At 61.6% G+C, this 24,601-nt stretch carries 21 protein-coding genes; 9 read left to right on the top strand and 12 right to left on the bottom strand.

Translation table 11 applies throughout. From position 1 onward, the window contains the following. Positions 1-189: 189 nt before the first annotated feature. The 4 genes from FJ319_07210 to folE form a co-directional block, all read right to left on the bottom strand. Positions 190-972: a tyrosine protein phosphatase gene (locus tag FJ319_07210; protein ID MBM3934076.1), complete on the bottom strand. Its 783-nt coding sequence runs from the start codon at positions 970-972 to the stop codon at positions 190-192. 74 nt (positions 973-1,046) lie between these two features. Further along, positions 1,047-2,243, bottom strand: a complete 1,197-nt coding sequence (locus tag FJ319_07215) for a glycosyltransferase family 1 protein (GenBank protein ID MBM3934077.1) — start codon at positions 2,241-2,243, stop codon at positions 1,047-1,049. A 95-nt stretch (positions 2,244-2,338) separates the two neighbouring features. Continuing rightward, the gene (locus tag FJ319_07220; GenBank protein ID MBM3934078.1) at positions 2,339-3,319 is read right to left on the bottom strand and encodes a GNAT family N-acetyltransferase; all 981 of its coding nucleotides are present in this window, start codon (positions 3,317-3,319) and stop codon (positions 2,339-2,341) included. Then, positions 3,316-3,879, bottom strand: coding sequence for a GTP cyclohydrolase I FolE (gene folE / locus FJ319_07225; GenBank protein ID MBM3934079.1), 564 nt, complete (start codon positions 3,877-3,879; stop codon positions 3,316-3,318). Before folE ends, FJ319_07220 begins: the two co-directional genes overlap by 4 nt. A gap of 337 nt (positions 3,880-4,216) precedes the next feature. On the opposite strand from folE, the gene FJ319_07230 reads away from it, so the two are divergent. The 5 genes from FJ319_07230 to FJ319_07250 all read left to right on the top strand — a co-directional run bounded on the left by FJ319_07230 (position 4,217) and on the right by FJ319_07250 (position 8,784). Continuing rightward, complete coding sequence (locus FJ319_07230) at positions 4,217-4,963, top strand: DGQHR domain-containing protein (GenBank protein ID MBM3934080.1); 747 nt, start codon at positions 4,217-4,219, stop codon at positions 4,961-4,963. A gap of 21 nt (positions 4,964-4,984) precedes the next feature. Beyond that, complete coding sequence (locus FJ319_07235) at positions 4,985-5,431, top strand: hypothetical protein (protein ID MBM3934081.1); 447 nt, start codon at positions 4,985-4,987, stop codon at positions 5,429-5,431. A gap of 83 nt (positions 5,432-5,514) precedes the next feature. Continuing rightward, the gene (locus FJ319_07240; GenBank protein ID MBM3934082.1) at positions 5,515-5,829 is read left to right on the top strand and encodes a hypothetical protein; all 315 of its coding nucleotides are present in this window, start codon (positions 5,515-5,517) and stop codon (positions 5,827-5,829) included. A gap of 972 nt (positions 5,830-6,801) precedes the next feature. After that, entirely contained in the window at positions 6,802-8,046 is a 1,245-nt protein-coding gene (locus FJ319_07245) for a serine hydroxymethyltransferase (protein ID MBM3934083.1), read from the top strand. Between the two features lie 66 nt (positions 8,047-8,112). After that, on the top strand, positions 8,113-8,784 hold the full coding sequence (locus tag FJ319_07250; GenBank protein ID MBM3934084.1) for an HAD family hydrolase: 672 nt from the start codon (positions 8,113-8,115) through the stop codon (positions 8,782-8,784). Between the two features lie 120 nt (positions 8,785-8,904). Here the strand turns inward: FJ319_07250 and rnc are convergent, their stop codons facing one another. Then, positions 8,905-9,642 carry a ribonuclease III gene (gene rnc / locus FJ319_07255; protein ID MBM3934085.1) on the bottom strand — a complete coding sequence of 246 codons (738 nt, stop codon included), beginning with the start codon at positions 9,640-9,642 and terminating at the stop codon, positions 8,905-8,907. A gap of 479 nt (positions 9,643-10,121) precedes the next feature. On the opposite strand from rnc, the gene FJ319_07260 reads away from it, so the two are divergent. The 4 genes from FJ319_07260 (at position 10,122) to FJ319_07275 (ending at position 18,216) form a co-directional block, all read left to right on the top strand. After that, positions 10,122-11,480 carry a glutamine synthetase gene (locus FJ319_07260; protein ID MBM3934086.1) on the top strand — a complete coding sequence of 453 codons (1,359 nt, stop codon included), beginning with the start codon at positions 10,122-10,124 and terminating at the stop codon, positions 11,478-11,480. 69 nt (positions 11,481-11,549) lie between these two features. Further along, a complete protein-coding gene (gltB, locus tag FJ319_07265) occupies positions 11,550-16,097 on the top strand; it encodes a glutamate synthase large subunit (GenBank protein ID MBM3934087.1) in 4,548 nt (1,515 codons plus the stop codon). Between the two features lie 9 nt (positions 16,098-16,106). Next, a complete protein-coding gene (locus FJ319_07270) occupies positions 16,107-17,564 on the top strand; it encodes a glutamate synthase subunit beta (protein ID MBM3934088.1) in 1,458 nt (485 codons plus the stop codon). Between the two features lie 385 nt (positions 17,565-17,949). Next, the gene (locus tag FJ319_07275) at positions 17,950-18,216 is read left to right on the top strand and encodes a DUF2934 domain-containing protein (GenBank protein ID MBM3934089.1); all 267 of its coding nucleotides are present in this window, start codon (positions 17,950-17,952) and stop codon (positions 18,214-18,216) included. Positions 18,217-18,228: 12 nt separating this feature from the next. Here the strand turns inward: FJ319_07275 and gap are convergent, their stop codons facing one another. From gap to FJ319_07310, 7 genes are all read right to left on the bottom strand, one after another. Further along, positions 18,229-19,242: a type I glyceraldehyde-3-phosphate dehydrogenase gene (gene gap / locus FJ319_07280; GenBank protein ID MBM3934090.1), complete on the bottom strand. Its 1,014-nt coding sequence runs from the start codon at positions 19,240-19,242 to the stop codon at positions 18,229-18,231. Between the two features lie 194 nt (positions 19,243-19,436). Next, positions 19,437-19,766, bottom strand: a complete 330-nt coding sequence (locus FJ319_07285) for a HEPN domain-containing protein (protein MBM3934091.1) — start codon at positions 19,764-19,766, stop codon at positions 19,437-19,439. Beyond that, complete coding sequence (locus tag FJ319_07290) at positions 19,756-20,103, bottom strand: nucleotidyltransferase domain-containing protein (GenBank protein MBM3934092.1); 348 nt, start codon at positions 20,101-20,103, stop codon at positions 19,756-19,758. Before FJ319_07290 ends, FJ319_07285 begins: the two co-directional genes overlap by 11 nt. 11 nt (positions 20,104-20,114) lie before the next feature. Then, on the bottom strand, positions 20,115-21,413 hold the full coding sequence (locus tag FJ319_07295; GenBank protein ID MBM3934093.1) for a phosphopyruvate hydratase: 1,299 nt from the start codon (positions 21,411-21,413) through the stop codon (positions 20,115-20,117). A 17-nt stretch (positions 21,414-21,430) separates the two neighbouring features. Further along, positions 21,431-21,922, bottom strand: coding sequence for a TIGR00725 family protein (locus tag FJ319_07300; GenBank protein MBM3934094.1), 492 nt, complete (start codon positions 21,920-21,922; stop codon positions 21,431-21,433). 639 nt (positions 21,923-22,561) lie between these two features. Continuing rightward, positions 22,562-23,446, bottom strand: coding sequence for a homocysteine S-methyltransferase family protein (locus tag FJ319_07305; protein ID MBM3934095.1), 885 nt, complete (start codon positions 23,444-23,446; stop codon positions 22,562-22,564). A 30-nt stretch (positions 23,447-23,476) separates the two neighbouring features. Then, complete coding sequence (locus tag FJ319_07310; GenBank protein ID MBM3934096.1) at positions 23,477-24,505, bottom strand: histone deacetylase family protein; 1,029 nt, start codon at positions 24,503-24,505, stop codon at positions 23,477-23,479. Between the last annotated feature and the right edge of the window lie 96 nt (positions 24,506-24,601).

The following is a 24,601-nucleotide window of genomic DNA, read 5'->3' on the forward strand; positions in this document are numbered from 1 at the left end:
GGCTTCGAAACATGCCTGACGGCGGATGCCGGGGCTAAAAATTCGCCCGAACATGACATCAATTTGAAGAGGCTCGTCCAAAATCCTCTCCTCCCGAGGTAACGCAAAGGTCTCCTCGGGGAGAGGAGGAAGGCGCCCTGCCACCGCCCCGGTCACCCTCTCTGTCAGCCAGAGCGCTGACATCTCCCCCTACCCTCTTCCCAGCTTCCACCACTTCTTTTTGGGCTCAACGGCCTCGCTGGGCGAGGGCACTTTGACGATCTCGTTGCGCAGGACAGCGCGGGGGGTGTCCACCACCATCGCGCGGGCGCGCTCTTCGCCGACGATGAGGGCCGCGGCGTCACGTCCGGGCGGCAGCTTGGGCGAGCGCGGGCCGTGAGGGAAGTGCGTGTCCGATGAGAGGATGTGCACGAGGCCGCACCGCAGCATGTTGTTCGTGATTTTCTTGACCTTCTCCCCGAAGTGCCCAACCACGCTTCCTGCCGTCACCTGGCTCAGCATGCCGCTTTCGACGAACTTCGCCAGGAGGTCCGGCTCCTGCTGGAAGCATTCCAGCCGCTCCGGGTGCGCGAGCACCGGCGTAATCCCCTGTAGCTGAATCTTGAAAAGCGTATCCTCAATGAAGTTGGCCTTGCCGAAGAAGGGCAGCTCCACCAGCGCATAACGGGAGCCGTTGATCCGCAGGGCACGGCCCGCGGTGAACTCGGCAGGCAGATCGATGTCGAGGTGATTCTCCATGCCCACCAGAAATTTGAGCCCGATATTCTGCGCCTGCAGCTCACGGTTCATCTTCTCGACAAGCTCCTGGACATAGGCGACCGAGAAGTTCTCCGTGATGTCCTTCCGGTGCGGGGTGCAGAGCATCTCCAGCGTGCCGTTCTCGGCCGCTACCCGCGCCATCGCGATGGTGTCTTCAACCGTCTTTGCGCCGTCATCGACGCCGGGGAGTATGTGTGCGTGAAGGTCGTACATTGGGCCGGTGTTAGGTGTTAGGTAGGAATAATAAGGGGTCTGGGGGCTGGGGTCTAGGGGTTGGGAGACGCCGGCTAGACTGCGGCCTTGTCTTTGGCGGCAGTGAGACGGCTGTAGAGGTCCAGCATCCTGGCTGCGGAGCCGTCCCAGCCCATCGTGCGCGCCTTTGCGGCGGCGGACTTGCCCATGCTGGCGCGCAGGTGGCCGTTGGAGAGCACCATGTCCAGCCGCTGGGCGAACGGCTCAGGGCAGTGCCACGGGATTATGTAGCCCGTTTCGCCGTTCTTCACGAATGTCCTGGGACCGCCGACGCGTGTGGACACGATCGGCGTGCCGCATGCCATCGCCTCCAGCGCCACCAGCCCGAAGCTCTCGTAGTACGAAGGCATGACGAAAACGTCCGCAGCGTTGTAGTAGGTCGGCAGGTCCTGCTGCGGCACCGTGCCGGTGAAGGTAACAACGTCGTCGAAGCCCATCACGCGCGCCATGTTGCGAAGGCGATCGACTTCCCTATCGTGCTGCAGCTTCCCGCCCACGATGAGGAGGCGCATGTCCTTGACGCTCTCCATGTATCCCAGCGCGCCGATAAGGATGTCCAGCCCCTTGAGCGGCTCGATGCGGCCAACGGAGAGGACGATCTTCTCTCCATCGGCTATTCCCAGCCTGCGTCGCGCTTCGGCCTTGTCCGTCGGGTAGAAACGCTCGAGGTCAACACCGGCGGAAATGATCCGCACCATCTTCGGCGATACTTGGTAGAGGCGGACGATGTCTTCCTTCTCCTGCTCGGTGGAGACGACGACGGCGTCCACGTTCCTGATGATCTCGGTCTCCGCGGTCTCCCGCAGCTGGGGCTCGGTCTCGCCGATGCGGGCGAACATTTTGGTGCGTGCGAGGGTGTGGAATGTGGTGACGTGCGGGACGGCCCACCGCTTGCTCAGGTCTATGGCGGCCACGCCGGAGAGCCAGTAGTGGGAGTGGATGAGATAGTAGGACAGGCCCTCCGACCTGCGGAAGGCCTCGACGCCGTCTGCGAAATCGCCGACGAAGTGGTGCAAGGCCTCCTTCGTCTCGTCTACAGCACCGGCGTCGATGTGAATGACGCGCGCGTTCTCGCCAAGCCGGACGATCCGCGGCTCGTTAACATCATGGACTCTTGTGAAGACGTCGACGTGCTTGCCCAGCTTGCCAAGCTCCCGGGCAACCTGAAGCACGTACACGTTCATGCCGCCGGTGTCCTTTTCGCCTAGCCTGGCGTTAGGACAGCCGTGCATGCTCAATAATGCCAAACGATGCAATTCGTTCCCCCGAACACTGTTAACTCTAATGTACCACTACTTACGATGCTGCAAAAGGCAGGAACGTTGCGCTAGCGCCGCACTACAAGCTGGTAGACGGATTTGTCCTGCGCGCCCAGATCGTACTTGTACCGCTCGGTGCCGCGAAGGAAGTCAAATGTCTTCTTGCCGTTCTCTATCGCTTCCTTGATCGTCAGCGCCGTGTTCAGGAGCCCGACGCTCAGGTTGGCGTACTCGGTGTCGTAGCCGCTGTTGTACAGCAGGTAGGAGTCGCCGTAATCGAAGTTGATGCACGCCGCAACTCGCTTGCCGCCGATCTCCATGACGCTGAGGCGGAACTGCCCCCGGGACGCAAGGTCCTTCGCCATTTCCAGGAAGTACTGCTCGCGAGCGGGGTTCATGAACCTGTTCTTGTTGGGGCTGCTGGCCTTGTGAAGGCGGAAGAAGTCCGGCATAAGGCCGGCAACCTCGTCGGGCGTGGTGCAGGTGTACTCTTTGCGGTCCGGCGCGGCCTCGGCCAGCCTGCGCTGCTTGCGCCGCAGCTCGTGCCTGTCCTTTTTCGGCAGTGCTGCCACATAGTCGTCGAACGTGGCCGGCAGGGGCATGAACGGGGCCTTGTCCTCCTCCTTAAGCTCGGTAGAGTACCCGGCCGCCTCGGCGAGCGATTTCATTCGCTCCGCAGTCGGGGACGATTGCAGCACCGACCGCAGGTCCATAGTGGTCCATTCCAGCGTCTTGAGGTGTGCGAAAAGGGCCGGGTAGAAGGCGTCCTCGTTGCCGTGGGGGACCAGGAAGTCGTGGTAGTCGAAAAGGTCCTTGCCGCCGAGGAAGCTCAGCACGCCGTCCCTGACCATCATCGGCGCCAGCCCCACGAGCCTGTCCCCCTCCCGCACCGAGAATACTCGCAGCTCCGGCGCCTTGCCGAAGTGGTTCACCCACATCGTCTGTACCCACGGAGTCAGGAAAATCGTATCCGTGATGCATGAAGGCAGCAGCTTCGTCCATTCCGCCTGAACAAGGTGAAAGTCCTCCAGCCTGACCTGAGGGGTCATTCCACCCTCCCCGCGAGGGCGTGGAACTGGCGAACGACGGCGGGGTCGGTCTGGAAGCTGCCCCTCATTGCGGCGGTCACAATCTTGCTGCCGGGCTTCTTCACGCCGCGGATTGTCATGCACATGTGCTCTGCTTCGATTATCACGCCCACCCCGGAGGGCTGGGCCGTTGTGAATACTGCGTCTGCTAGCTGGGCGGTGAGCCGCTCCTGGAGCTGCGGCCGGCGGCCCAGGATATCCAGCGCGCGGCCGAGCTTGCTGGCGCCCACGACACGCCCGTTGGGAATGTAGCCCACGTGCGCGTGGCCGTAGAAAGGAAGGAAATGGTGCTCGCAGATAGCGTGGAACTGCATGTCCTTGAGGACCACCATCTCCTTATGCCCCTCATCGAAGCCCGTCTCCAGCACCCTGGCAGGGTCCTCCTCTATTCCGGAGAACAGCTCTGCGTACATCTCTGCCACCCGCCGGGGCGTTTCCAGAAGCCCCTCACGCCGAGGGTCCTCGCCTATGGCCTCAAGTATGGAGGCCACCGCCGCCCGTATCTTGTCCTGGTCAATCAAACTATACCTCGAGCCAGACGGCTCACATGCTTAAAACTTGGTCAAACTATCATAGCTCAGTTAAAGCTTCAATAGTCGGGAAACAGGAACTAATGGCGTCTCGAAGCCCAGATTCTCAAAATGCACACTCAAATGGACTAATCAACCCCTTGTATCAGCACGTACTACGTACTATATCGCCCGTAGTACGTCCTGTCTTGCAAGTCAGACGTGTCAATAAGGACATAGAAAGGGGGCATTCCATCACAGTTTCGCAGTTTTACTAACGTTGGATGGGGTCGCAAAGTGAAAGGAGAGTGTCGCAGAAATGGAAATTTAGACCAGAGAATTCAGTACCTTGCAGGAAGCCTTCAACGCAGCGGCTGAAGCAGCAATGGTTAGTTTCGGACGGCCGGTATCGGGCATCCTGTATTCGCAGGCAGCCCGCCGCTTCATTTCGACCAGCCTTCCTGTCAAGTTGCTGCTAACTATTGCCAAGCGTGACAGCACAGGCAAGAAAGATGACCCAACAAAGCACCGGAACAGGCCACTTGATCAGAGTCACGTGCGTGAGATCGCCCATTACCTGACGAGTGAAGAGAAGTACCTCGTCCCTCCGGTGATGCTGAATGCAGCACAACCGCTTCAAGTCTTCGCTTACCAGTCAACTGGCGCTACGAGACCCTGTGTATTCGTGCTCCCTCCCGACGAATACCTTTTCGTGACTGATGGACAGCACAGACTGGAAGCTCTTCGAGAAGCCATCTCCGTCAAGCCCGAATTGGAGAAGGATGCGGTCGGGGTTACGATCATTGAGGAAGCCAATCTAGACAAGGTCCATCAGGACTTCTTCGATGCCGCACAGGTAATGCCGCTTGCAAAGGCGCTCCTTGTTGAATACGACGGGAAGGCACCCGTGAACTGGCTCACCCGCGAGGTCGCGAAAACCGTGCCGATTTTCCAAGGGCGCGTAGAGCGTATCGGGCACATGGGCAAGAATTCGCTCATGCTATTCACGACGAACCAGGTGAAGCAAGGTGTGCTTCAACTCGTTGTCGGCGATTGGGCGCTCTACGGCGATGCCATGCAAAAGCAGGCCGAGTAGGCCCTCAACCCTGCTAAGGACCTGTGGAAGGAAAGGACTATCGAGTTCTTCAAGGAATTCACTGATTCGAACGACCAGTGGCATGAGGTTGCTACTAGGCCCCTCGAAACAGGACTGTCGACAGACATTCCAGGGAAACGGGCCGATTACCTTCACCTCACGGGAGCCGGATTGCTGGTCCTATGCGGCGTTGGCCATTCCATTCTCCAACTGGCCGTTAGGCCGGACGGCACCCTAACCGCCGAGCAAGCGGACAAGATACGCCAGCTTGCAGCGCTCGACTGGTCCCGGAAAGGTTCGCTTTGGAAGGACTATCTTGTTGGGAGCCATGGCAACGTGACTCCACATAAGAATCACATCGTTCTCGCCGTCGCCCGGGTGAAACAGGCATTAGGACTCCCGATTGCCCCAAAGGAAGCCGGCATCCTGCAAAAGGTTTCAGAATCGATGACCGGCTTGACTGTGTAGAGAGTCGTCATAGTGGAGATTCAGGGGTCGGTGGTCTATAATTCAGGCTGCCGACCCCAACTCTTTGTTCCTGTGAGCGCCTAATGCCACCCCAAACGCACCGGCTCCACGCTCTTTGTCCGTATTTCGAGATGTTTCCGCCGAGTTTCGTTAGGCATCACCTGCGGGCAATAAGTCGACCCGGCGACGTAGTGCTCGATCCGTTTAGCGGAAGGGGTACGACATTGCTGGAGTCACTGCTCCACGATCGAATTGCCATTGCCCTTGATGTAAATCCAGTCGCCGCATGTGTTTCAGGGGCGAAAGCGAATGTGCCGCGTTTTGAAGCGGTAACTGCTCGGCTGGTTGAACTGCGTGAGGAGTTACTCCGGGCCGATCTTGAAAGCATTGAGGAATAGAGAGTCGCGCTGCCAAGCTTCTTTCGAGCGGCATTCCACTACAGGACTTTGCGCGAAATCCTCTTCTTGCGCCGACATGTAAAATGGCGCGAGGATGCTGTCGACTGCTTCGTCGCAGCATTGGCGCTAGGTTCGTTGCACGGAGAGATGGACAAGTCAAATTCGTACTTCAGCAACCAGATGCCGCGTACCATTAGCATGAAGCCGAATTACTCCATGAAGTATTGGCGAGAGCGTCAGCTTCGTCCAAGACGGCGGCACGTCTTTCACCTTCTGCATGAAAGGGCTGTCCTGAGGTACAAAGATGGAATGCCAACTAGGCGCGGTGTGGTGGCTATGGCCGATTCCCGGCGTGCTTCGGGAACCCTCCCCACATGGCAGTCAAAGGTGAGCACAGTCACAACTTCTCCACCATATATCGACACGACAAGCTTCGAAGAGGACCAATGGCTGCGGCTATGGTTCCTGGGTGGCCCCCCACACCCTACTTATAACACCGTGTCCAAAGATGACCGCCATAGCGGCTCTTCCACTTACTGGAGGTTCCTATCGGAAGTTTGGCGCGGTATCGCGGCACTTTTGGCCCCCGAAGCGCGAATCGTTTGTCGAATCGGGGGAAAAGGCCAAACAGTCCAGTCTCTTGGCAACGGCCTTACACTCACGATCAGGTCAGCGTTTCCGAATGCCCGCCTAGTGTCGGCCCCGTTCGTATCCGCGCCAACGCAACGGCAAACGGACAACTTTAGACCAGGCACGACTGGCCATCGATTCGAGGCTGACTTTATTTTCGAGATCTGATATTGGCCATGCAGCAAATACTCGTCTGTAGTTGACCAGCAAGGCCCTCATTGCGTTGCGAGTGTGACCTTTCTAACAAACATCGTATGGCCCCCCGCCGCAGACCGTAACAAAAAGACCAAGGGAATCGATAGCAAGACGACCAGACTGAAGAAGTATCCCAGGAGGAAGTTGATGACCTCGATCATGGAGCAGGACCCGGAGCTTGGACGCGCCATCCAGCAGGAGATAGAGCGCCAGAAGCGCAACATTATCCTGATCGCGTCCGAGAACTACCCCAGCAAGGCTGTGCTGGAGGCGCAGGGGTCCGTTCTCACGAACAAGTACGCCGAAGGCTACCCGGGAAAGCGGTACTACGGCGGGTGCGAATACGTCGATATCGCTGAGAACCTTGCGATCGACCGCGCGAAGAAGATCTTCGGGATGGACCACGCCAACGTGCAGCCCCACAGCGGCGCGCAGGCCAACATGGCGGCCTACTTCGCCACCCTGCAGCCGGGCGACACCGTTATGGGCATGCGCCTGGACCAGGGCGGACACCTGACGCACGGCAGCCCGGTCAACTTCTCCGCCAAGCTGTACAACTTCGTCTCCTACGGCGTGGAGCGCGAGACCGAGCTGATCGACTACTACCAGGCGGAGCAGCTTGCGAAGGAGCACCGGCCGAAGCTGATCGTCGCCGGCGCGACGGCCTACCCGCGAGTGATCGACTTCGTGAGAATGCGCAAAATCGCTGACGAGGTTGGCGCGCGCCTGATGGTTGACATGGCCCATATCGCCGGTCTGATAGCGGGCGGCGTGCACCCTTCCCCCGCGGGCAAGGCGCAGATCGTGACCTCCACCACGCACAAGACGCTCCGCGGCCCGCGAGGCGGCATGATCCTGTGCAACTCGGACATCGCCACGGACGTGGACAAGGGTGTCTTCCCTGTCATGCAGGGCGGCCCGCTCATGCACATTGTAGCCGCCAAGGCCGTGGCCTTCGGCGAGGCGATGCGCCCTGACTTCTCGGCCTACGCCAGGCAGGTGGTCGCCAACGCCAAGGCGATGGCGGACGAGCTTGCGGCCGGCGGCCTGCGGCTGGTCTCCGGCGGGACGGACAACCATATGGTGCTCGTGGACCTCACGCCGCTGCAGCTCACGGGCTCCAAGGCGGAGACGGCGCTCGGCAAGGTCTACATCACGACCAACAAGAACAACATCCCCAACGACCCCAAGCCGCCTCGCGTGACGAGCGGCCTTCGCCTGGGCACGCCGTCGGTCACCAGCCGCGGCATGGGCACCGCGGAGATGAAGACGATCGCAAAGCTCGTCCTCAAGACGCTGCACAATGTGGGCGATGAGAATATCGAGAAGCAGGTGCAGGACGAGGTGCGCCAGCTTACGTCGCGCTTCCCCGTGCCGGGGATAGACAAGTAGGGGGTTGGGTGTTAGGGGTTGGGTGTTGGTTAACAGCCGGGGAAGATAAGACATAGGAATTAGACCGTGACAATTCGCGCTGTGCTCATCGATGTTGACAATACAATGCTTGACCGGGCGGCGAGCGTGGCGAAGTTCGTTCCCATATTCCGGTCGGAATTCGCGCCGAGGCTCGGCGATGTGTCCGACAAGGCGATTGCGGAAGTCATAGGGAATATTGACGAGAGCGGCGCGCTGCCACGCGCGACCTTCCTCTCGCCGCTGATCAGCGACCTGCCCTGGCGGTCGAAGCCGACCCTTGGCGAGCTCATCCCCTTCTGGACGGCGGTCTACCCGGAGTGCGCTATGCCGATGCCCGGCCTGCGCAAGACGCTGGACGCGATCAAAGCGATGGGGCTGCCGATCGGCGCGATCACCAACGGCTGGGGCGACGTGCAGTACAAGAAGATCGGGATGCTCGGAGTGCGCAGCTACATGAAGTCGATCACATGCGCCGAGCAGGCGGGCGCGCGCAAGCCGGACGTCCGTATCTTCCGCAAGGCGCTCGCCTCCCTGGGCGCGAAGCCGGAGGAGGCCGTGCACATCGGGGATAACCCGGACGCCGATATCGCGGGCGCGACGGGCGCTGGCATGACGGCGATCTGGCTGTCCGGGACGTGCGAATGGCCGAAGGGCGCCGCGCCGGCCAAGCACACCATCAACCGCCTGGAAGACGCGCTGGGGATAATCAAGATGTAGGGTCGGGATATCGTAGGGGCGTCCGCCGCGGCGGACGCCCTCACGTGGTGACAGCAATCGTAATCGTAGGCCAGATACGGGCGCACTGCTGTGCGCCCGTACGAAAACCGCCGCCCCGGTCTATTGCTCCAGCGACTTCAGCGCCTCGGTGGCGGCGGCCTGCTCCGCGATTGCCTTCTTGGGGCCTTTGCCGCGGCCCATTACCTTGCCGTCCACGTAGACTTCCGCTGTCCACTCGCGGTTCGGGTCCTTGCCCGTCACTGAAACGATAGAGTACGTAGGCGTGGACTTGCCGCCCTTTTGCATCGCCTCTTGCAGCACCGACTTGGGGTTCTTGACCGCCAGGCGCGAGCCAATCGTCGAGAGCTCATGGCCCATGACCTTGAGGACGAGCTTCTGCGCCGTCTCGAATCCCTGGTCAAGGAACAGCGCGCCCACCAGCGCCTCGAATGCACCCGCCCTGTTTGACGCCCTGCTTCGCCCGCCGCCAGCCTCCTCTCCCTTCCCCATGGTCAGATGCCTGCCCATCTCCAGCCTGTCCGCCACAATCGCGAGCGTGTCGTCGCGGACAAGCAGCGATCGGGCCTGCGTGAGGTGGCCTTCCGTCCACGCTGGATATCTGTTGAAAAACTCGTCGCCTATTACCATTCCTAGCACGGCATCGCCAAGGAATTCCAGGCGCTCGTTGTCCTCCGCGTCCGCGCCGGGGTTCTCGTTCAGGTACGAGCCGTGAGTCAAGGCGACGTTCAGGAGCTCTTTGTCCTTGAACTTGACGCCCAGCGCCTGCTCGAGAGGGTGTTTCTTGGCCACAACAGTCCGTCCGGGAGGGATTGCCGATAAGGATTCTACGGTTGGCATTTTCCAAAGTCAAAACGCGGGCCGTGTAACAAAGATTTAACATCTTCGCAACATGCGCGTAACACCGGAGAAAGAGAATAAGGCTATCAGATCGACAACACCGGCGCCGCCGAGGCGACCGGGGGGAAGCAACGATGGGTCTGGAAGCAGTAATGGGAACGCTTGCTTTCGCGGTATTCGTGGGCGCGTGGGTCATCCTTCCGACCAGGCAGCGCAAGGACAGCTAGGATAGTCCCCAACGCACTTTAGAAGCGTCGCCTGAGCCTCATGCGCAGCATGAGCGGCGACGCTTTTCCCGTCTCAGGGAGCGCTTCAAGAGCGGCCCCGCTTTGTTTGACACAAATTTCACAAATTGCTATATTGTGGCATCTTTTTCGAACCTGTGGCGGATTCCCTTCCCCCAAGGGACTAATACGACGCCACAAATCCAAGATTCTGTTTAATCGATGGCCTAACTATTTCCTTTTTGAAGGCACCGAATGGCAGACAGGGACCCGGAGGGGATCGATTACGTCCTTCATAAGGCCAGTGAGAATGACGTCAAGTTCGTCAGGCTCTGGTTTACGGATATTCTGGGCAACCTGAAGGGCGTCGCGATAACGGTAGAGGAACTTGAAGGCGCCCTCACCCGCGGCATGAGCTTCGACGGGTCCTCCATCGAGGGCTGGGCGCGCTCCAACGAGAGCGACATGTACGCCCTTCCCGATCCCACCACGTTCAGCATCCTCCCATGGCGCCCCCGCACCAACGCTGTCGCCAGGATGTTCTGCGATATCATCTCCCCCGGCGGCGAGCCGTTCGAGGGCGACCCCCGCGCCGTCCTGCGCCGCAACATCAACCGCGCCGCGGACATGGGCTTCACCTACTACGTCGCGCCGGAGATCGAGTACTTCTACTTCAAGGACTCCGAGGGCACAATGCCCCTGGACGAAGGCGGCTACTTCGACCAGGACCCTCTCGACCTGGCGACCGACCTTCGCCGCGAGACCGTACTTACACTTGAAGAGCTCGGCATACCGGTCGAGTTCAGCCACCACGAGGTCGCCCCCAGCCAGCACGAGATCGACCTCCGCCACACCGACGCGCTCACGATGGCCGATACGGTCATGACCTACCGCATCGTCGTCAAAGAGATCGCGATGAAGCACGGGTACTACGCAACGTTCATGCCCAAGCCTGTCTTCGGCATCAACGGCAGCGGCATGCACATCCACCAGTCGCTCTTCCGCGGGGACGAGAACGCCTTCTACGACGCCAACGACCCGGACAAGTTGTCCGACGTCGCAAAGTGGTTCATGGCAGGCCTGCTCAAGCACGCGCGGGAGATCACCTCTGTCACCAACCAGTGGGTGAACTCCTACAAGCGCCTTGTGGAGAGCGAGGGCGGCGAGCCTCTTGGCTACGAGGCGCCGGTGTACGTCACCTGGGCGAACGTGAACCGATCAGACCTTGCGCGCGTCCCTTCGTACAAGCCTGGACGGGAGGCTTCCCGCCGCATCGAGTACCGCGCGCCGGACCCGGCGTGCAACCCGTACCTGGCCTTCAGCGTGATGCTGGCGGCGGGGCTGGAAGGCATTGAAAAGCAGTACAAGCTACCTCCCGTGGCCGAGCGCAACGTCTTTGCGCTTACGGCGGGGGAGCGCGAGGCGATGGGCATTGAGATGCTGCCGCGCAGCCTCGGCGAGGCGATCCTCCTTACGGAGAAGAGCGAGCTCGTTCGCAAGGCCCTGGGGCCGAGGGTGTTCGACAGCTTCATACGCAACAAGAAGATAGAGTGGGACCGGTACCGACGACACGTTACCGACTACGAGATCAAGCGGTACCTTCCAATACTCTAGGAGCAGTCAGCAGTGGGCAGAGATAGGCAGTCAGCAGTCAGCAGTCGGCAGTCGGCAGGATACAAGAATATTAATCTGCCGAAGCCGGTGAAGCAGGGCCTTTACGATCCCCGGTTCGAGCACGACGCGTGCGGCGTCGGACTCGTCGCCAACGTCAAGGGTGTGAAGTCCGCCGCCACAATCGCGCAGGGGCTCGAGGTGCTCATCAACCTGGGCCACCGAGGCGCGGCCGGCGCGGACCCTGACACCGGCGACGGCTGCGGCATCCTGTTCCAGATGCCCACGGCCTTCTTTGCCTCCGAGGCTGTGAAGCTGGGCTTCACCCTGCCGCCCGCCGGCGCGTACGGCGTCAGCATGACCTTCCTCCCACGCGAGGCCCGGCAGCGCGCCCGGTGCGAGAAGATCATCGAGCGAGTTGTTGCCGAAGAGGGCTGCATGCTGCTCGGCTGGCGCGACGTGCCCGTCAAGCCGGACGCCATCGGCACACTGGCTTCCCGCGTCCGCCCGTTCATCCGCCAGTTTTTCGTTGGGCGTCCCGCCGGCTCTGCCGACAAGGCCCCCCTGGAGCTGCGACTTTACGTCATCCGCAAACAGATCGAAAAGGCCGTCGCGGCGACGCAGATCAAGGACGTGGACCAGTTCTACATCTGCAGCCTGTCGTCCACGAAGATCGTGTACAAGGGCCTAATCCTTGCACACCAGCTCGAGAACTTTTATCCCGACCTGAGCAACAAGGACATGGTTTCCGCGTTCGCGCTCGTCCACTCGCGCTTCAGCACCAACACGCTGGGCACGTGGCGGCTTGCGCACCCGTACCGGTTCATCATCCACAACGGCGAGATCAACACCCTGCGCGGCAACATCAACTGGATGGCCGCGAGGGAGGCCAACTTCGCCTCCCCACTGCTCGGCGACGACATCAAGAAGCTCCTGCCGGTCGTCACGCCCAACCAGAGCGACACGGCGACGCTGGACAACGCGCTGGAGCTCCTGCTCGCGTCCGGCCGCTCCCTTCAGCACGCGATGATGATGCTCATCCCCGAGGCGTGGGGCGAGCACATCACGATGGACCAGGCGAAGAAGGACTTCTACGAGTACCACGCGTGCCTTATGGAGGCTTGGGACGGCCCCGCCCTCGTCATCGGCACTGACGGCACGAAGGTGTGCGCAATCCTGGACCGCAACGGCCTGCGCCCCTGCCGCTACCTGGTGACGAAGGACGACCTGCTCGTCATGGCATCGGAGACCGGCGTGCTCGATATCCCGGAAGAGAAGATCCTCTACAAGTGGCGCATCCAGCCCGGCCGCATGTTTATGCTGGACACCGCCGAAGGCCGCATCGTCGACGACACCGAGATCAAGAACGGCCTAACCACCCTGAAGCCATACGGCAAGTGGCTCAAGGAGAACAAGGTCACGATGGACCAGCTCCCGGAGCCGAAGAAGGTCCACAAGCCGGACTTTGAGACGCTTATCGAGCGGCAGAAAGCGTTCGGCTACACGCAGGAGGATATCCGCGTGACGCTGGAGCCAATGGCGACTACCGGCGCGGAGCCTGTGGGCTCGATGGGCACGGACACCCCGCTGGCCGTGCTCTCCGACCAGACTCCCCTGCTCTTCCAGTACTTCAAGCAGCTGTTCGCACAGGTCAGCAACCCGCCGCTGGACGCCATCCGCGAGGAGCTGGTGACATCCGTCGCGACATTCATCGGCGCTGAGGGCAACCTATTCGACGAGACGCCGCAGCAGGCCCGGATGCTCAAGATCAAGAAGCCGCTGCTGACGAACAAAGACCTCGAAAAGATCCGCGCCATCGACAGGCCCGGCCTCAAGGCGAAGACACTATCCACGCTCTTCAGGCCGTCCGAAGGGAGGGGCGCCCTCGAGAGCGCAATGGAGAAGCTGTTCGCCCAGGTATCGCAGGCCGTACGCGAGGGACACTCGATCATCATCCTGTCCGACAGGGGCGTGGACCACGAGTACGCCCACATACCCAGCCTGATGGCCGTCTCCGGCGTGCACCACCACCTGATCCGCGAGGGCGCGCGCACGAAAGTCGGCCTCGTCATTGAGTCCGGCGAGCCGCGTGAGATCGCGCACTTCTCGCTCCTGTTCGGCTACGGCGCCGTAGCAATCAACCCGTACCTGGCCTACGAGACGCTGGCACAGATGGTCGCTGGCGACCAGTTCCTGCAGAACGTCGACTACGCGACCGCCGAGGCGAACTTCAACAAGGCGATCAGCAAGGGCGTTGTGAAGGTCATGTCCAAGATGGGCATCTCCACCCTGCAGAGTTATCGCGGCGCGCAGATATTCGAGGCGGTCGGCCTCTCCAATGATTTCGTCAACAAGTACTTTGCCTGGACCGTCTCCCGCATCGGCGGCGTGGGCATTGAGCATATCGAGGAAGAGAGCCGGACGCGGCATGCCTATGCGTACCTGGACCGCAAGGTCAAGGGCAACCCGGAGCTCAAGGTCGGCGGGCAGTACCAGTGGCGCAACGAAGGGGAGTACCACATGTGGAACCCCGACACCATCGCCACGCTGCAGTTCGCCGCGAGGACGAACAACCCGAAGACGTTCAAAGAGTTCAGCGACTTCGTCGACAACCAGAACAGGAGCCTGTGCACGATACGCGGACTGCTTGACTTCAAGAAGGCCGAGAAGCCTGTCGCCCTCGAAGAGGTTGAGCCGGCGAAGGAGATTGTGAAGCGGTTCGCCACCGGCGCGGCGTCGCTCGGCTCCATCAGCCGCGAGGCGCACGAGACGATGGCTATAGCGATGAACCGCGTCGGCGGGCGCAGCAACACCGGAGAGGGCGGCGAGGACTTTCACCGATATACCAAGGACGCCAACGGCGACTCCCGCAGCAGCGCGATCAAGCAGGTGGCCTCCGGCCGCTTCGGCGTGACCGCCAACTACCTGGCCAACGCGACCGACCTGCAGATCAAGATGGCGCAGGGCTCCAAGCCCGGCGAGGGCGGCCAGCTTCCCGGCCACAAGGTGGACGAGTACATCGGCTGGGTGCGCAACTCCACCCCGGGCGTCGAGCTCATATCGCCGCCTCCGCACCACGACATCTACTCAATTGAGGACCTGGCGCAGCTCATCTTCGACCTGAAGAACTCGAACCCGGCCGCGCGCATCCACGTGAAGCTCGTCTCCGAGGCGGGCGTGGGCACCATCGCGGCGGGCGTTGCCAAGGGCCACGGCGACGTGGTGCTCATCAGCGGCGACTCGGGCGGCACTGGAGCGTCCCCGGAATCTTCAATCAAGAACGCCGGCCTGCCGTGGGAGCTCGGCGTCGCCGAAGCCCAGCAGGTGTTGGTAATGAACGACCTCCGCGGCCGCATCGTCGTCCAGACGGACGGCCAGCTCAAGACGGGCCGCGACGTTGCGGTGGCGTGCCTGCTCGGGGCGGAGGAGTTCGGCTTCGCAACCGCGCCGCTCATCGTTATGGGCTGCATCATGCTTCGCAAGTGCCACCTGAACACCTGCTCCGTCGGCATCGCCACCCAGGACCCGGCGCTGCGCAAGAAGTTCGCGGGACAGCCCGAGCACGTCATCAACTACTTCTTCTTCGTCGCCGAGCAGCTCCGCCAGGTGATGGCCGAGATGGGCTTCCGCACGGTGGATGAGATGGTCGGGCGCGTCGACAGGCTGGACACAAAGCGCGCCATCGAGCACTGGAAGGCGAAGGGGCTGGACTTCTCCGGCCTGCTGCACATGCCGAAGGTGCCGAAGGGCGTGGCAACGCACCACAAGCAGGACCAGGACCACGGCATGTGGAAGGTCCTCGACCGCAAGCTGATCGAGAGGTCGAAGCAGGCCATCGAACACAAGCAGCAGGTGTCCTTCGATCTGCCGATCCGCAACGCCAACCGCTCCACCGGCACGATGCTGAGCTACGAGATAGCCAAGCGCTACGGCGAGGAGGGGCTGCCCGAGGACACGATCAAGATCAGGTTCAAGGGCTCCGCCGGTCAGAGCTTCGCGGCGTTCCTGGCAAAGGGCGTCACCTTCCACCTTGAGGGTGACGGCAACGACTACTTCTGCAAGGGCCTCTCCGGCGGCAAGGTGATAGTCACGCCTAAGACAGGCTCACACCTGCAGGCCGACAGGAACGTTATCGCAGGCAACGTGGCGCTGTACGGCGCCACCGGCGGCAAAGCATTCATCCACGGCGTCGTGGGCGAGCGCTTCGCGGTCCGCAGCAGCGGCGCGGAGGCGGTCGTAGAGGCCGTCGGCGACCACGGGTGCGAGTACATGACCCGCGGCCGCGTGGTGGTGCTCGGACCCACGGGCCGCAACTTCGCTGCAGGCATGAGCGGAGGCGAGGCATACGTGCTGAACGAGTCGGGCCGGTTCGAGTCGCTGTGCAACACGGAGATGGTGGACCTTGAGCCAGTCACCGCTCCTGAGGATATCGAGACGCTGCGCTCGCTTGTATACGAGCACTTCTGCCACACAGGCAGCGCGACAGCCAAGCGCGTGCTGGACAACTGGGCGACGACGCTCCCGAAGTTCGTAAAGGTTATGCCGCGGGACTACAAGCGCGTTCTGGCGCAGCGCAAGGCAAAGGCGCAAGACCGGGTAGCCGTGCAGGCGGGGGACTAAAGAGATTTAATGGGAAAGCCTACCGGTTTCATTGAGCTTAAGAAGGTGCCTCTGCCGAAGCGCCCGGTAAAAGAGCGCGTCGGCGACTACAAAGAGTTCCTCAAGGACTGGGACGAGAAGACCGCCAGAGAGCAGGGCGCGCGGTGCATGAACTGCTCCGTCCCCTTCTGCCACAAGGGCTGCCCGCTTGGCAACCTCATTCCGGACTGGAACGACCTGGTATACCGCGGCCGGTGGGAGCAGGCGCTCACAGCCCTTCACGCCACGAACAACTTCCCGGAGTTCACAGGCCGCGTCTGCCCCGCGCCGTGCGAGGCATCCTGCGTGCTGGCGATCAACCAGGACCCGGTGACGATCGAGTACATCGAGAAGAGCATCGCCGACCGCGGGTGGAAGGAAGGCTGGATCAAGCCCGAGCCGCCGACGTCGCGCACCGGCAAGAAGGTAGCCGTCGTCGGCTCCGGCCCTGCGGGCCTCGCTGCCGCGCAGCAGATCAACCGCGCCGGCCATTCGGTGACGGTGTTCGAGCGGGCGGACTACATCGGCGGCCTGCTTCGCCTCGGCATACCGGACTTCAAGCTGGAGAAGCAGGTAGTCCAGCGCCGGGTGGACCAGATGGAGGCGGAGGGCGTCACATTCCAGACCGGCGTGGAGGTCGGCAAGACCTTCCCGGCTGAGAAGCTCCTCAATGAGTACGATGGGGTCGTCCTTACCGGAGGCTCCACGAAGCCGCGCGACCTCCAGGCGCCCGGCCGCGATCTGAAGGGCGTGCACTTCGCAATGGAGTACCTTACCCAGCAAAACCTCATCAACGCCGGCGAAAAGGTCCCGGCGAAGAGCCGGATTTCCGCCGAGGGCAAGCGCGTCATCATCCTCGGCGGCGGCGACACAGGCTCAGACTGCCTGGGCACGGCGCACCGGCAGGGCGCTGAGGTAGTCTACCAGTTTGAGATCATGCCGGAGCCGCCCGCGTCCCGCCGGCCGGACAACCCATGGCCGCAATGGCCCACCATTCTGCGCTCTTCCTCGTCGCACGACGAGGGCGGCGTGCGGGACTACAGCATCCTCACCAAGCGCTTCTCCGGCGCCAACGGCAAGCTTGAGAAGATTCACGCTGTGAAGGTGGAGTGGGGCGCGCCCGACGCTTCCGGCCGCCCGACGATGCACGAGATCGACGGCAGCGAGTTCGAGATGGAGACCGACCTTGTCCTCCTCGCGATGGGCTTCCTCTACCCCGAGCCGGACGGCATGCTCGCCCAGCTTGGCGTCCAGCTCGACCGGCGCGGCAACGTGGTCACCACCGCGGACAAGATGACCAGTGTGCCCGGCATCTTCGCCGCGGGGGACATGGCGCGCGGGCAGTCACTGGTGGTGTGGGCGCTTGCCGAGGGCAGGGAGGCCGCGCGCGGCGTGGACAAGTACCTCATGGGGAAGACCAGCCTCCGGCCGGTGCTCTCCACGAGATAGAACAGCCAAACAGCCGAAGACCCCCTCTCTGTATCTCTCCCCCGGTGGGGGAGAGGAAAACCAAGAGCGTCCCTGCGGGAGGCTCCGAGAAGCAGCCCTGAAGGGGCACTTTCTCTCTTCCCCCTCCGGGGGAAGAATACAAGAAGGGGGTCTTTGGCTGTTCGGCCTTCAGTCTGTTCCTCTGTTTACCTATCCCAATCCCCGCCCCAATACTCCTTGGCAAAAACATCGTTACCCCTTTAGAGTATCGAAGTTTGGTTGACTTACGTGGTATAACCGATATAGGTGGGCGTCTTATCGTTAGCCTGCTTGACACCATTTCGGCCCGTAACCTGCGTTACGAAGACCCCTTACCCCCACACACGCTTACGGGAGCGCAAGTACTATGAACAAAGAAGAGCGAATACAACAAATCGCATACGAACTATGGGAAAAGGACGGCCGACCCCATGGAAAGGCAGCTGAGCACTATTACCGCGCCGAACGGATCTGGATGGCTGAGACACAGCAGAACGGTGATAACGGCGGCTCCCCTGCCTCATCGATTGCTCCGGTCATGACGGGCACGCCGGCGACGCCGTCTGCACGACGCGCGGCGCCAACCAAAAAGCCGACCAAAAATAGGCACGATTCCGCACTTCAACGTTCGTGATTAGAGGCCCGACTATACGCCCTTCGCCGCGATAAATGCCGCCAGGTCTGCCGTACGGCAGCTATAGCCCCACTCGTTGTCGTACCAGCCGACGACTTTCACCAGGTTCCCGCCCATAGACATCGTCGACAGGCCGTCGATGATGCTGCTGTTGGGGTTCCTGATAATGTCGCTGCTGACGATCGGCTCCTCGGTGTACTCGACGATGCCCTTAAGCGCGCCCGCCGCTGCGTCCTTATAGGCCTGGTTGATCTCCACAGGCGAAGCGTTCTTCTTGAGGTTGACGACCAGGTCCGTCACGGAGCCGGTGGGCGTGGGCACGCGGAAGGCCATGCCGTGGATCTTGCCGTTGAGGTCCGGCAGCACCAGGCCCACAGCCTTGGCCGCGCCGGTCGTTGTGGGGATGATGTTCACCGCGGCCGCGCGGGCGCGGCGCATGTCCTCGTGCACCTGGTCCAGGATCTTCTGGTCGTTCGTGTACGAATGAATAGTCGTCATGAGGCCGCGCTCGATGACGAAGTTGTCGTGCAGGACCTTGGCCATGGTCGCGACGCAGTTGGTTGTGCAGGATGCGTTCGAGATGATGTTGTGCTTCTTCGGGTCGTAGCTCTTCTCGTTGACGCCCAGCACAAGAGTCGCGTCCTCGCCCTTCGCCGGGGCGGAGATGATGACCTTTTTGGCGCCGCCCTCACGGTGACCGCCCGCCTTGGCAGCATCGGTAAACCGGCCAGTGGACTCTACGACGATGTCCACGCCGTAGTCTCGCCAGGCCAGCTTCGCCGGGTCCGTCCCCTGCATAACCTTGACGGAGTGCCCGTCGATGACAAGCTCCTTCTCTTTGGCCTCTACTTTGCCGGCGTATACGCCGTAGTTAGAGTCGTATTTGAACAGGTGGGCGTTCGTCTTCGTGTCCGCGAGGTCGTTGACGGCCACAACCTCGAGCTTGCCGGGGTGGCGCTCCATCATGGCGCGCAGCACCTGCCGGCCGATGCGCCCAAACCCGTTGATACCGACGCGAGTTGCCATTACTTACACCTCGTTGTGAATCATTCCGGAGCGGTTCATCTCTGGGCATAAACCTCGAACATCACCCATTATAAGCTCAATTCGGCTTATCACAAGGCAGGTGTGACGCGTAGCGTCACGGGCCCATAAGGCTCTTCACCGTCTTTAGTAGCTCCTCCGCGCCCTTCAGCGCCTCACGCGCTTCGTCTGGGTCATCATAGACTTGAAAGGGCACTCCCCCCTGGAAGCGCATCGGGATAGCGTGTCGGCGAATAGTATTTATCCAGTCGGTTTGCCAGATTTACAAAAGCCTCGAGAGGCGGAAAGGAACTTTTCAGATCGGCGACGAGCTCCACCAGAGAGTGCCCTCGAGCCGTCCTGTCGCCACGGTGATATGCCAGCGCCTTCAAACATTTCTCCGCCGTTTGATGGGAGACAAACAGGACATGTGAGTGAAACCCGCCGCTCAGAGAATGCTTGGCGATCGCTAACTCGTGTTCCGCCTGAAGGAACCATCGGCGTGCCTCACCCGGGCTATTCTTCATATATCACGACGCCTTGCTGGACAGCGTCCTCAAGAAATGCTCTACCTTCGGCAAGCATGGTGTCAAACTCTTGCGGAGTGTAGATAAGAACATCCATCGCTCTGGGCCACGCTTGAATAAGGCCTTCGAATAGCTCGTATCTCCTGGTCCACTTCAAATCGGTATCCACGACGATGATCAAATCGATGTCGCTGTACCTGTCCGCTATCCCATTTGCGTATGACCCGAAAAGAATGGCTTTAATTGCGCCGCCGCGCCTGAGGATTGGCGCGAACGCCTCCTTGATCTCGTCTATAGTCGGAATCCCCGTGAGCACCTTCGTGGGATTTGTCTGCATACAGGACCTACCTACACCTTCTTCTTGAGGAACCTGTCGTACGCGCTCATGCCGGCGTAAACGGCCCTGTCCTGGAGCTCTCCCTCAATACGGAGAATGCGGTTGTACTTGGCTGTCCGCTCTCCCCTGGCAGGCGCTCCCGTCTTGATCTGGCCCGCGGATACGCCCACGGCCAGGTCCGCAATGGTAGTATCTTCCGTCTCCCCTGAACGGTGGCTCACGACGGCGTTCCAGCCTGCCTGCCGGGTTGTCCGTATCGCCTCCAGCGTTTCGGAAACGGTGCCAATCTGGTTGAGCTTGATGAGGACTGCGTTCGCGGCCTTGCGCTCTATGCCCTGTTTGATTATTTTCGGGTTGGTCGTGAACAGGTCGTCGCCGACGAGCTGCACCCTGTCGCCGATGCGCTGGGTGAGCGCGGCCCACCCTTCCCAGTCCCCCTCCGCCAGACCGTCCTCGATGCTGATGATTGGGAAGTCGCGGACCCACTTCTCGTACATATCCACCATCTGCGCCGAAGTGAGTGTTGCGCCGTCCCTTGCAAGAGTGTACTTGCCGTCGGCCCAGAGCTCCGTCGCGGCCACGTCCAGGCCCATGAATACCTGCTTGCCGGGCGTGTACCCCGCCCGCTCGATGGCCTTGAGCACCAGCTCAAGAGACTCGCGGTTTGATGCCACCTTGAACGCAAAGCCGCCCTCATCGCCCACCGCCGTGCCCATGTGGCGCTCTTTCACGATCTTCTTCAGCGCCTGGTATATCTCCGAGCCTGCGCGGACCGCTTCGCGGAAGGACGCCACCCCTGCCGGGAGGACCATGAACTCCTGCATGTCGGCCGACTGCTCGGCGTGCTTGCCGCCGTTGAAAATGTTGAGCATAGGTGCCGGCAGCGTTATCGCGCCGTCCTTCGCAAAGTGCCTGTAGAGCGGCAACCCCTCCGCCATGGCCGCCGCGTGTGCGGCAGCCATGGAGACGCCCAGCATGGCGTTGGCGCCGAGGCGCGACTTGTTTTCCATGCCGTCCAGCTTGATGAGAAGGTCGTCCAGCGCCGCCTGGTCGAGGACGGACTTGCCCACGAGCGCGGCGGAGATCTCCTCGCGGACGCTCTTGATCGCCTTGAGCACGCCGTTGCCGCCGTAGCGCGACTTATCGCCGTCCCGGAGCTCCAGCGCCTCGTTAGCGCCCGTGCTGGCCCCGGACGGCACGGCGGCGCGCCCGATGAGCCCATTCGACGTAATCAGGTCTACCTCAATCGTCGGGTTGCCTCGGGAGTCGAGTATCTCCCTTGCATTCAGCCTTGCAATCGTGCTCAACATGACACCTCGTTATGGTCTCAGTACCGCCTCGCGGCCTTTGCGGGCCTCTCCACAGCCAGCGCCAGAGCCTTTTCGACGGCCTCCGCAGGGGTGGCGGCCGTCACAATGCCCGGGTCAGGCTCGCCGCCTCGCCTCAGCTCCCAGCTTCCCAGGCCGATCACCGGGATTCCGGTGTCCAGCGCCAGCGCGATCTCCGACAGGGTGCCGTAGAACCCTCCGACGGCGATAACCGCCCGGCCCGACTTGACAACGACAACGTTCCTGCCGTTTCCGAGGCCGGTGCAGATGGGGTAGTCCACCCATGGGTTGGCGTCGGTGGGGTCGTTGCCGGGAAGAATTCCGATCGTACAGCCGCTGGCGGACTTCGCGCCTTTGCAGGCAGCCGCCATCACCCCGGGGCCGCCCCCGCAGACGAGCGTGATCCCGCGGCGGCCGAGCTCGGCGCCTACCTGCTCGGCGAGCGCCTCTATCTCCGGCGTGGGCCTCCCTGCGCCGACAACCGATATCATCACGGGTGACACCCCGTCGCGGCGGATGTATACATATCGACAGGCCGCGCCTGTCCCATTGTTACACCGGAAATAGCGGATGTCTACACAGCTTTACGGGTGTGAGTGGCCGCGCACCTGGCTAGGTGCCGGTAGAAATGCTTTATTGAATACCTGCGAAGTAGCCACAATTAATTCATCGGCAATTGCGCGCATTTTCACAAAACAAAAGCGTTCCGATTTCGCGGAACGCCTCTCGAATTATCTATTCAATTGTAGTCCATCGGCCCTGCAATTTCAGTATTCACTACTGAAGGACCGCGCCCGTGAAGGGCATTTGCGGTGTGTCCCTATCGTTACGCAGGGCTCCCGGTTTCGCAAACCCTTACCGGCTGTATCACCCTGTTCCTGTACTATCCTGCCACGCCGGTAAGGGAATGAGAAGGAAACTTCCAGCACTGATGCGTCGCCATTAGTTGTCTAGCCAACTCATCCCTCCCTTCGGCTTGATCTTTCTTGAAGAAGCTCATCGCTTCTTCAAGTTCATACTACTACCAGACCCGCTTTTGTCAACGTTAATGCGCCGCATATTTTGAAATGTGACGCTCAAAGCTGCACGATTCATCGACGAATTCCGCAACACCAAATGTGTGAATTCCGTCACAGACACTGCGCCACTGCCGCCACGTGCGCCGGAGTGGTGCCGCAGCACCCTCCTACTACCCGCGCGCCCATGGCCCGCCACTTCTCCGCGTACGCCGCATGCACCTCCGGCGTGAATTCAGAATCCCCGACCACGTTGGGATACGCTCCGAAAGCCACGTCGAACTCCTCGATGAGCTTCGGCAGCGCAGCGGAGATCGCGTCCGGCCTGCTGCACATCGCCAGGACCGCCGATACGCCGGTCCCTGCCAGCGACTCAGCAAGCCGGCCGAAGGACTCCCCGCTCGCCATCAGTCCGCCCTCGGTCACGTTGCACACACCAAGGAGCACTGGAACGCCGAGGCCGGAGACCGACCGCACAGCCAGCACGCATTCCGCGACGCTGCTGTGGTACTCAAGCAGCAGAGCATCCACGCCCGCGCCCGCAAGAATCCGCGCCTGTTCGATATAGTCACGCGCCGCCCTTTCAGGCGCTATCGGCGCGCCCCGTGGTTTGGGCGGCGATATGCTGCCGGCGACATACGCCCCGGGCTTCACCGAGTCACGCGCACGCACCGCTATCTCCACGGCGCGGACGTTGATCTCCTCCAGGCGGCCGGCCATCTCCGGGATCCCGCGAAAGTCGAACTTCGCCCTGTTGGTGTTGAAGGTGTTGGTGGTGATGATGTCCGCGCCCGCTCGCAGGTAGTCCTCGTGCAGCGACTGGAGCTCTGCCGGCGCGTCCAGTACAGCGGTGGCCGATCGCGACGCTATGCCCTTCCTTACCGTGCCGTCGGACTCGCGCGAGTCGATGACGCCGCGCCTCTTGAGCTCGGTAGAGATCGCCCCGTCCAGCACCATAGCGCCGGCGGCGAGCCTGGTGACAAGGTCCGGTCGTGACATCGCCGAACACCTCCCGGTCTGAATTTACCGTCAGGCTCCCCCCATGCCCTCCCACAGCCCTTCGAAGAAGCTGCGCGCGTTCACCCCCAGCGTCCGCAAGTGGTATCCGCCCTCCTGCACGACCAGCGTCGGCAGGCGAAACGCGCCTATCGCTTGCCCGTTGCGCCTGAAGTCCTCCGCCCGGAGCAGCCACGTCCCGGCAGGGTCATTGCGCGCCGTATCCAGCCCGAGAGCGACGACAATGCAGGCCGGACCGAATTCCTCCGCGCGCCGGACAAGCCTGTCCAGCGCGCGTCGGTACGCGTCGCCGTCTACCCCCTCCATCAGCGGTACGTTGAGATTGAACCCTTCACCCGCGCCGGTGCCGGTCTCATCTTCAAAACCGCTGAAGTACGGGAACGCCACGCTCGGATGGCCGTGGATGGACATCGTCAGCACGTCATTGCGCCGGTAGAAGATCTCCTGCTGGCCGTTACCGTGATGGTAGTCCAGGTCAAAGACCGCCACCTTGCCGCGACGGCTCAGGTAGTTGGCCGCCACAGCGAGGGAGTTGAAGTAGCAGTACCCCCCAAAGTACCGGTGCTCCGCGTGGTGTCCCGGTGGCCGAATCAGGGCATACGCCGCCCGCGCCCCGTCCAGCATCGCCTCTGCCGCCGTCAATGCGCAGTCGACAGACTTCCTCGCCGTCACGTATCCGTTGCGCGTTATAGGCGTGAAGGTATCCAGGGAGTAGTAGGGCGCCTGCAACGTCAGGTCCGCAGGCAGCCTGTCCCTGTTCCTGATGGGCACTATGGAAGGCAGCAGCTCTTCGCCAGGCTCCAGGCAATTGATTACGTCCCCCATGAACCGGAAGAAGGCGGAGTCGTGGACAGCCAGGATGGGGTCTTCTCCGAATTGCCGGAGGGGCAGCCTGTCCCAGATCGGCATCGCTTCGACGCCGGCCAAAAGCGCGCGCAGCCGCTGCGGCGTCTCCTTGTAATCACGGTCACGCACGCGATGGACTTCGTGGCCGTCGCTGACGACCAGTCCGAAAAGCCGCGAGTCCACTGCGTTAGCCATTCGCGTTTACCTCTCCCCATCCGTCACGCCTCATCTAACCACACGGGCAGCGGGCTTTCAATGAACAATACTAGGCCGCGGCGAGTGCCACGGCCT

The sequence above is a fragment of the SAR202 cluster bacterium genome (assembly GCA_016872355.1).
In the GTDB taxonomy this organism is placed as follows: domain Bacteria; phylum Chloroflexota; class Dehalococcoidia; order Lucifugimonadales; family VGZY01; genus VGZY01.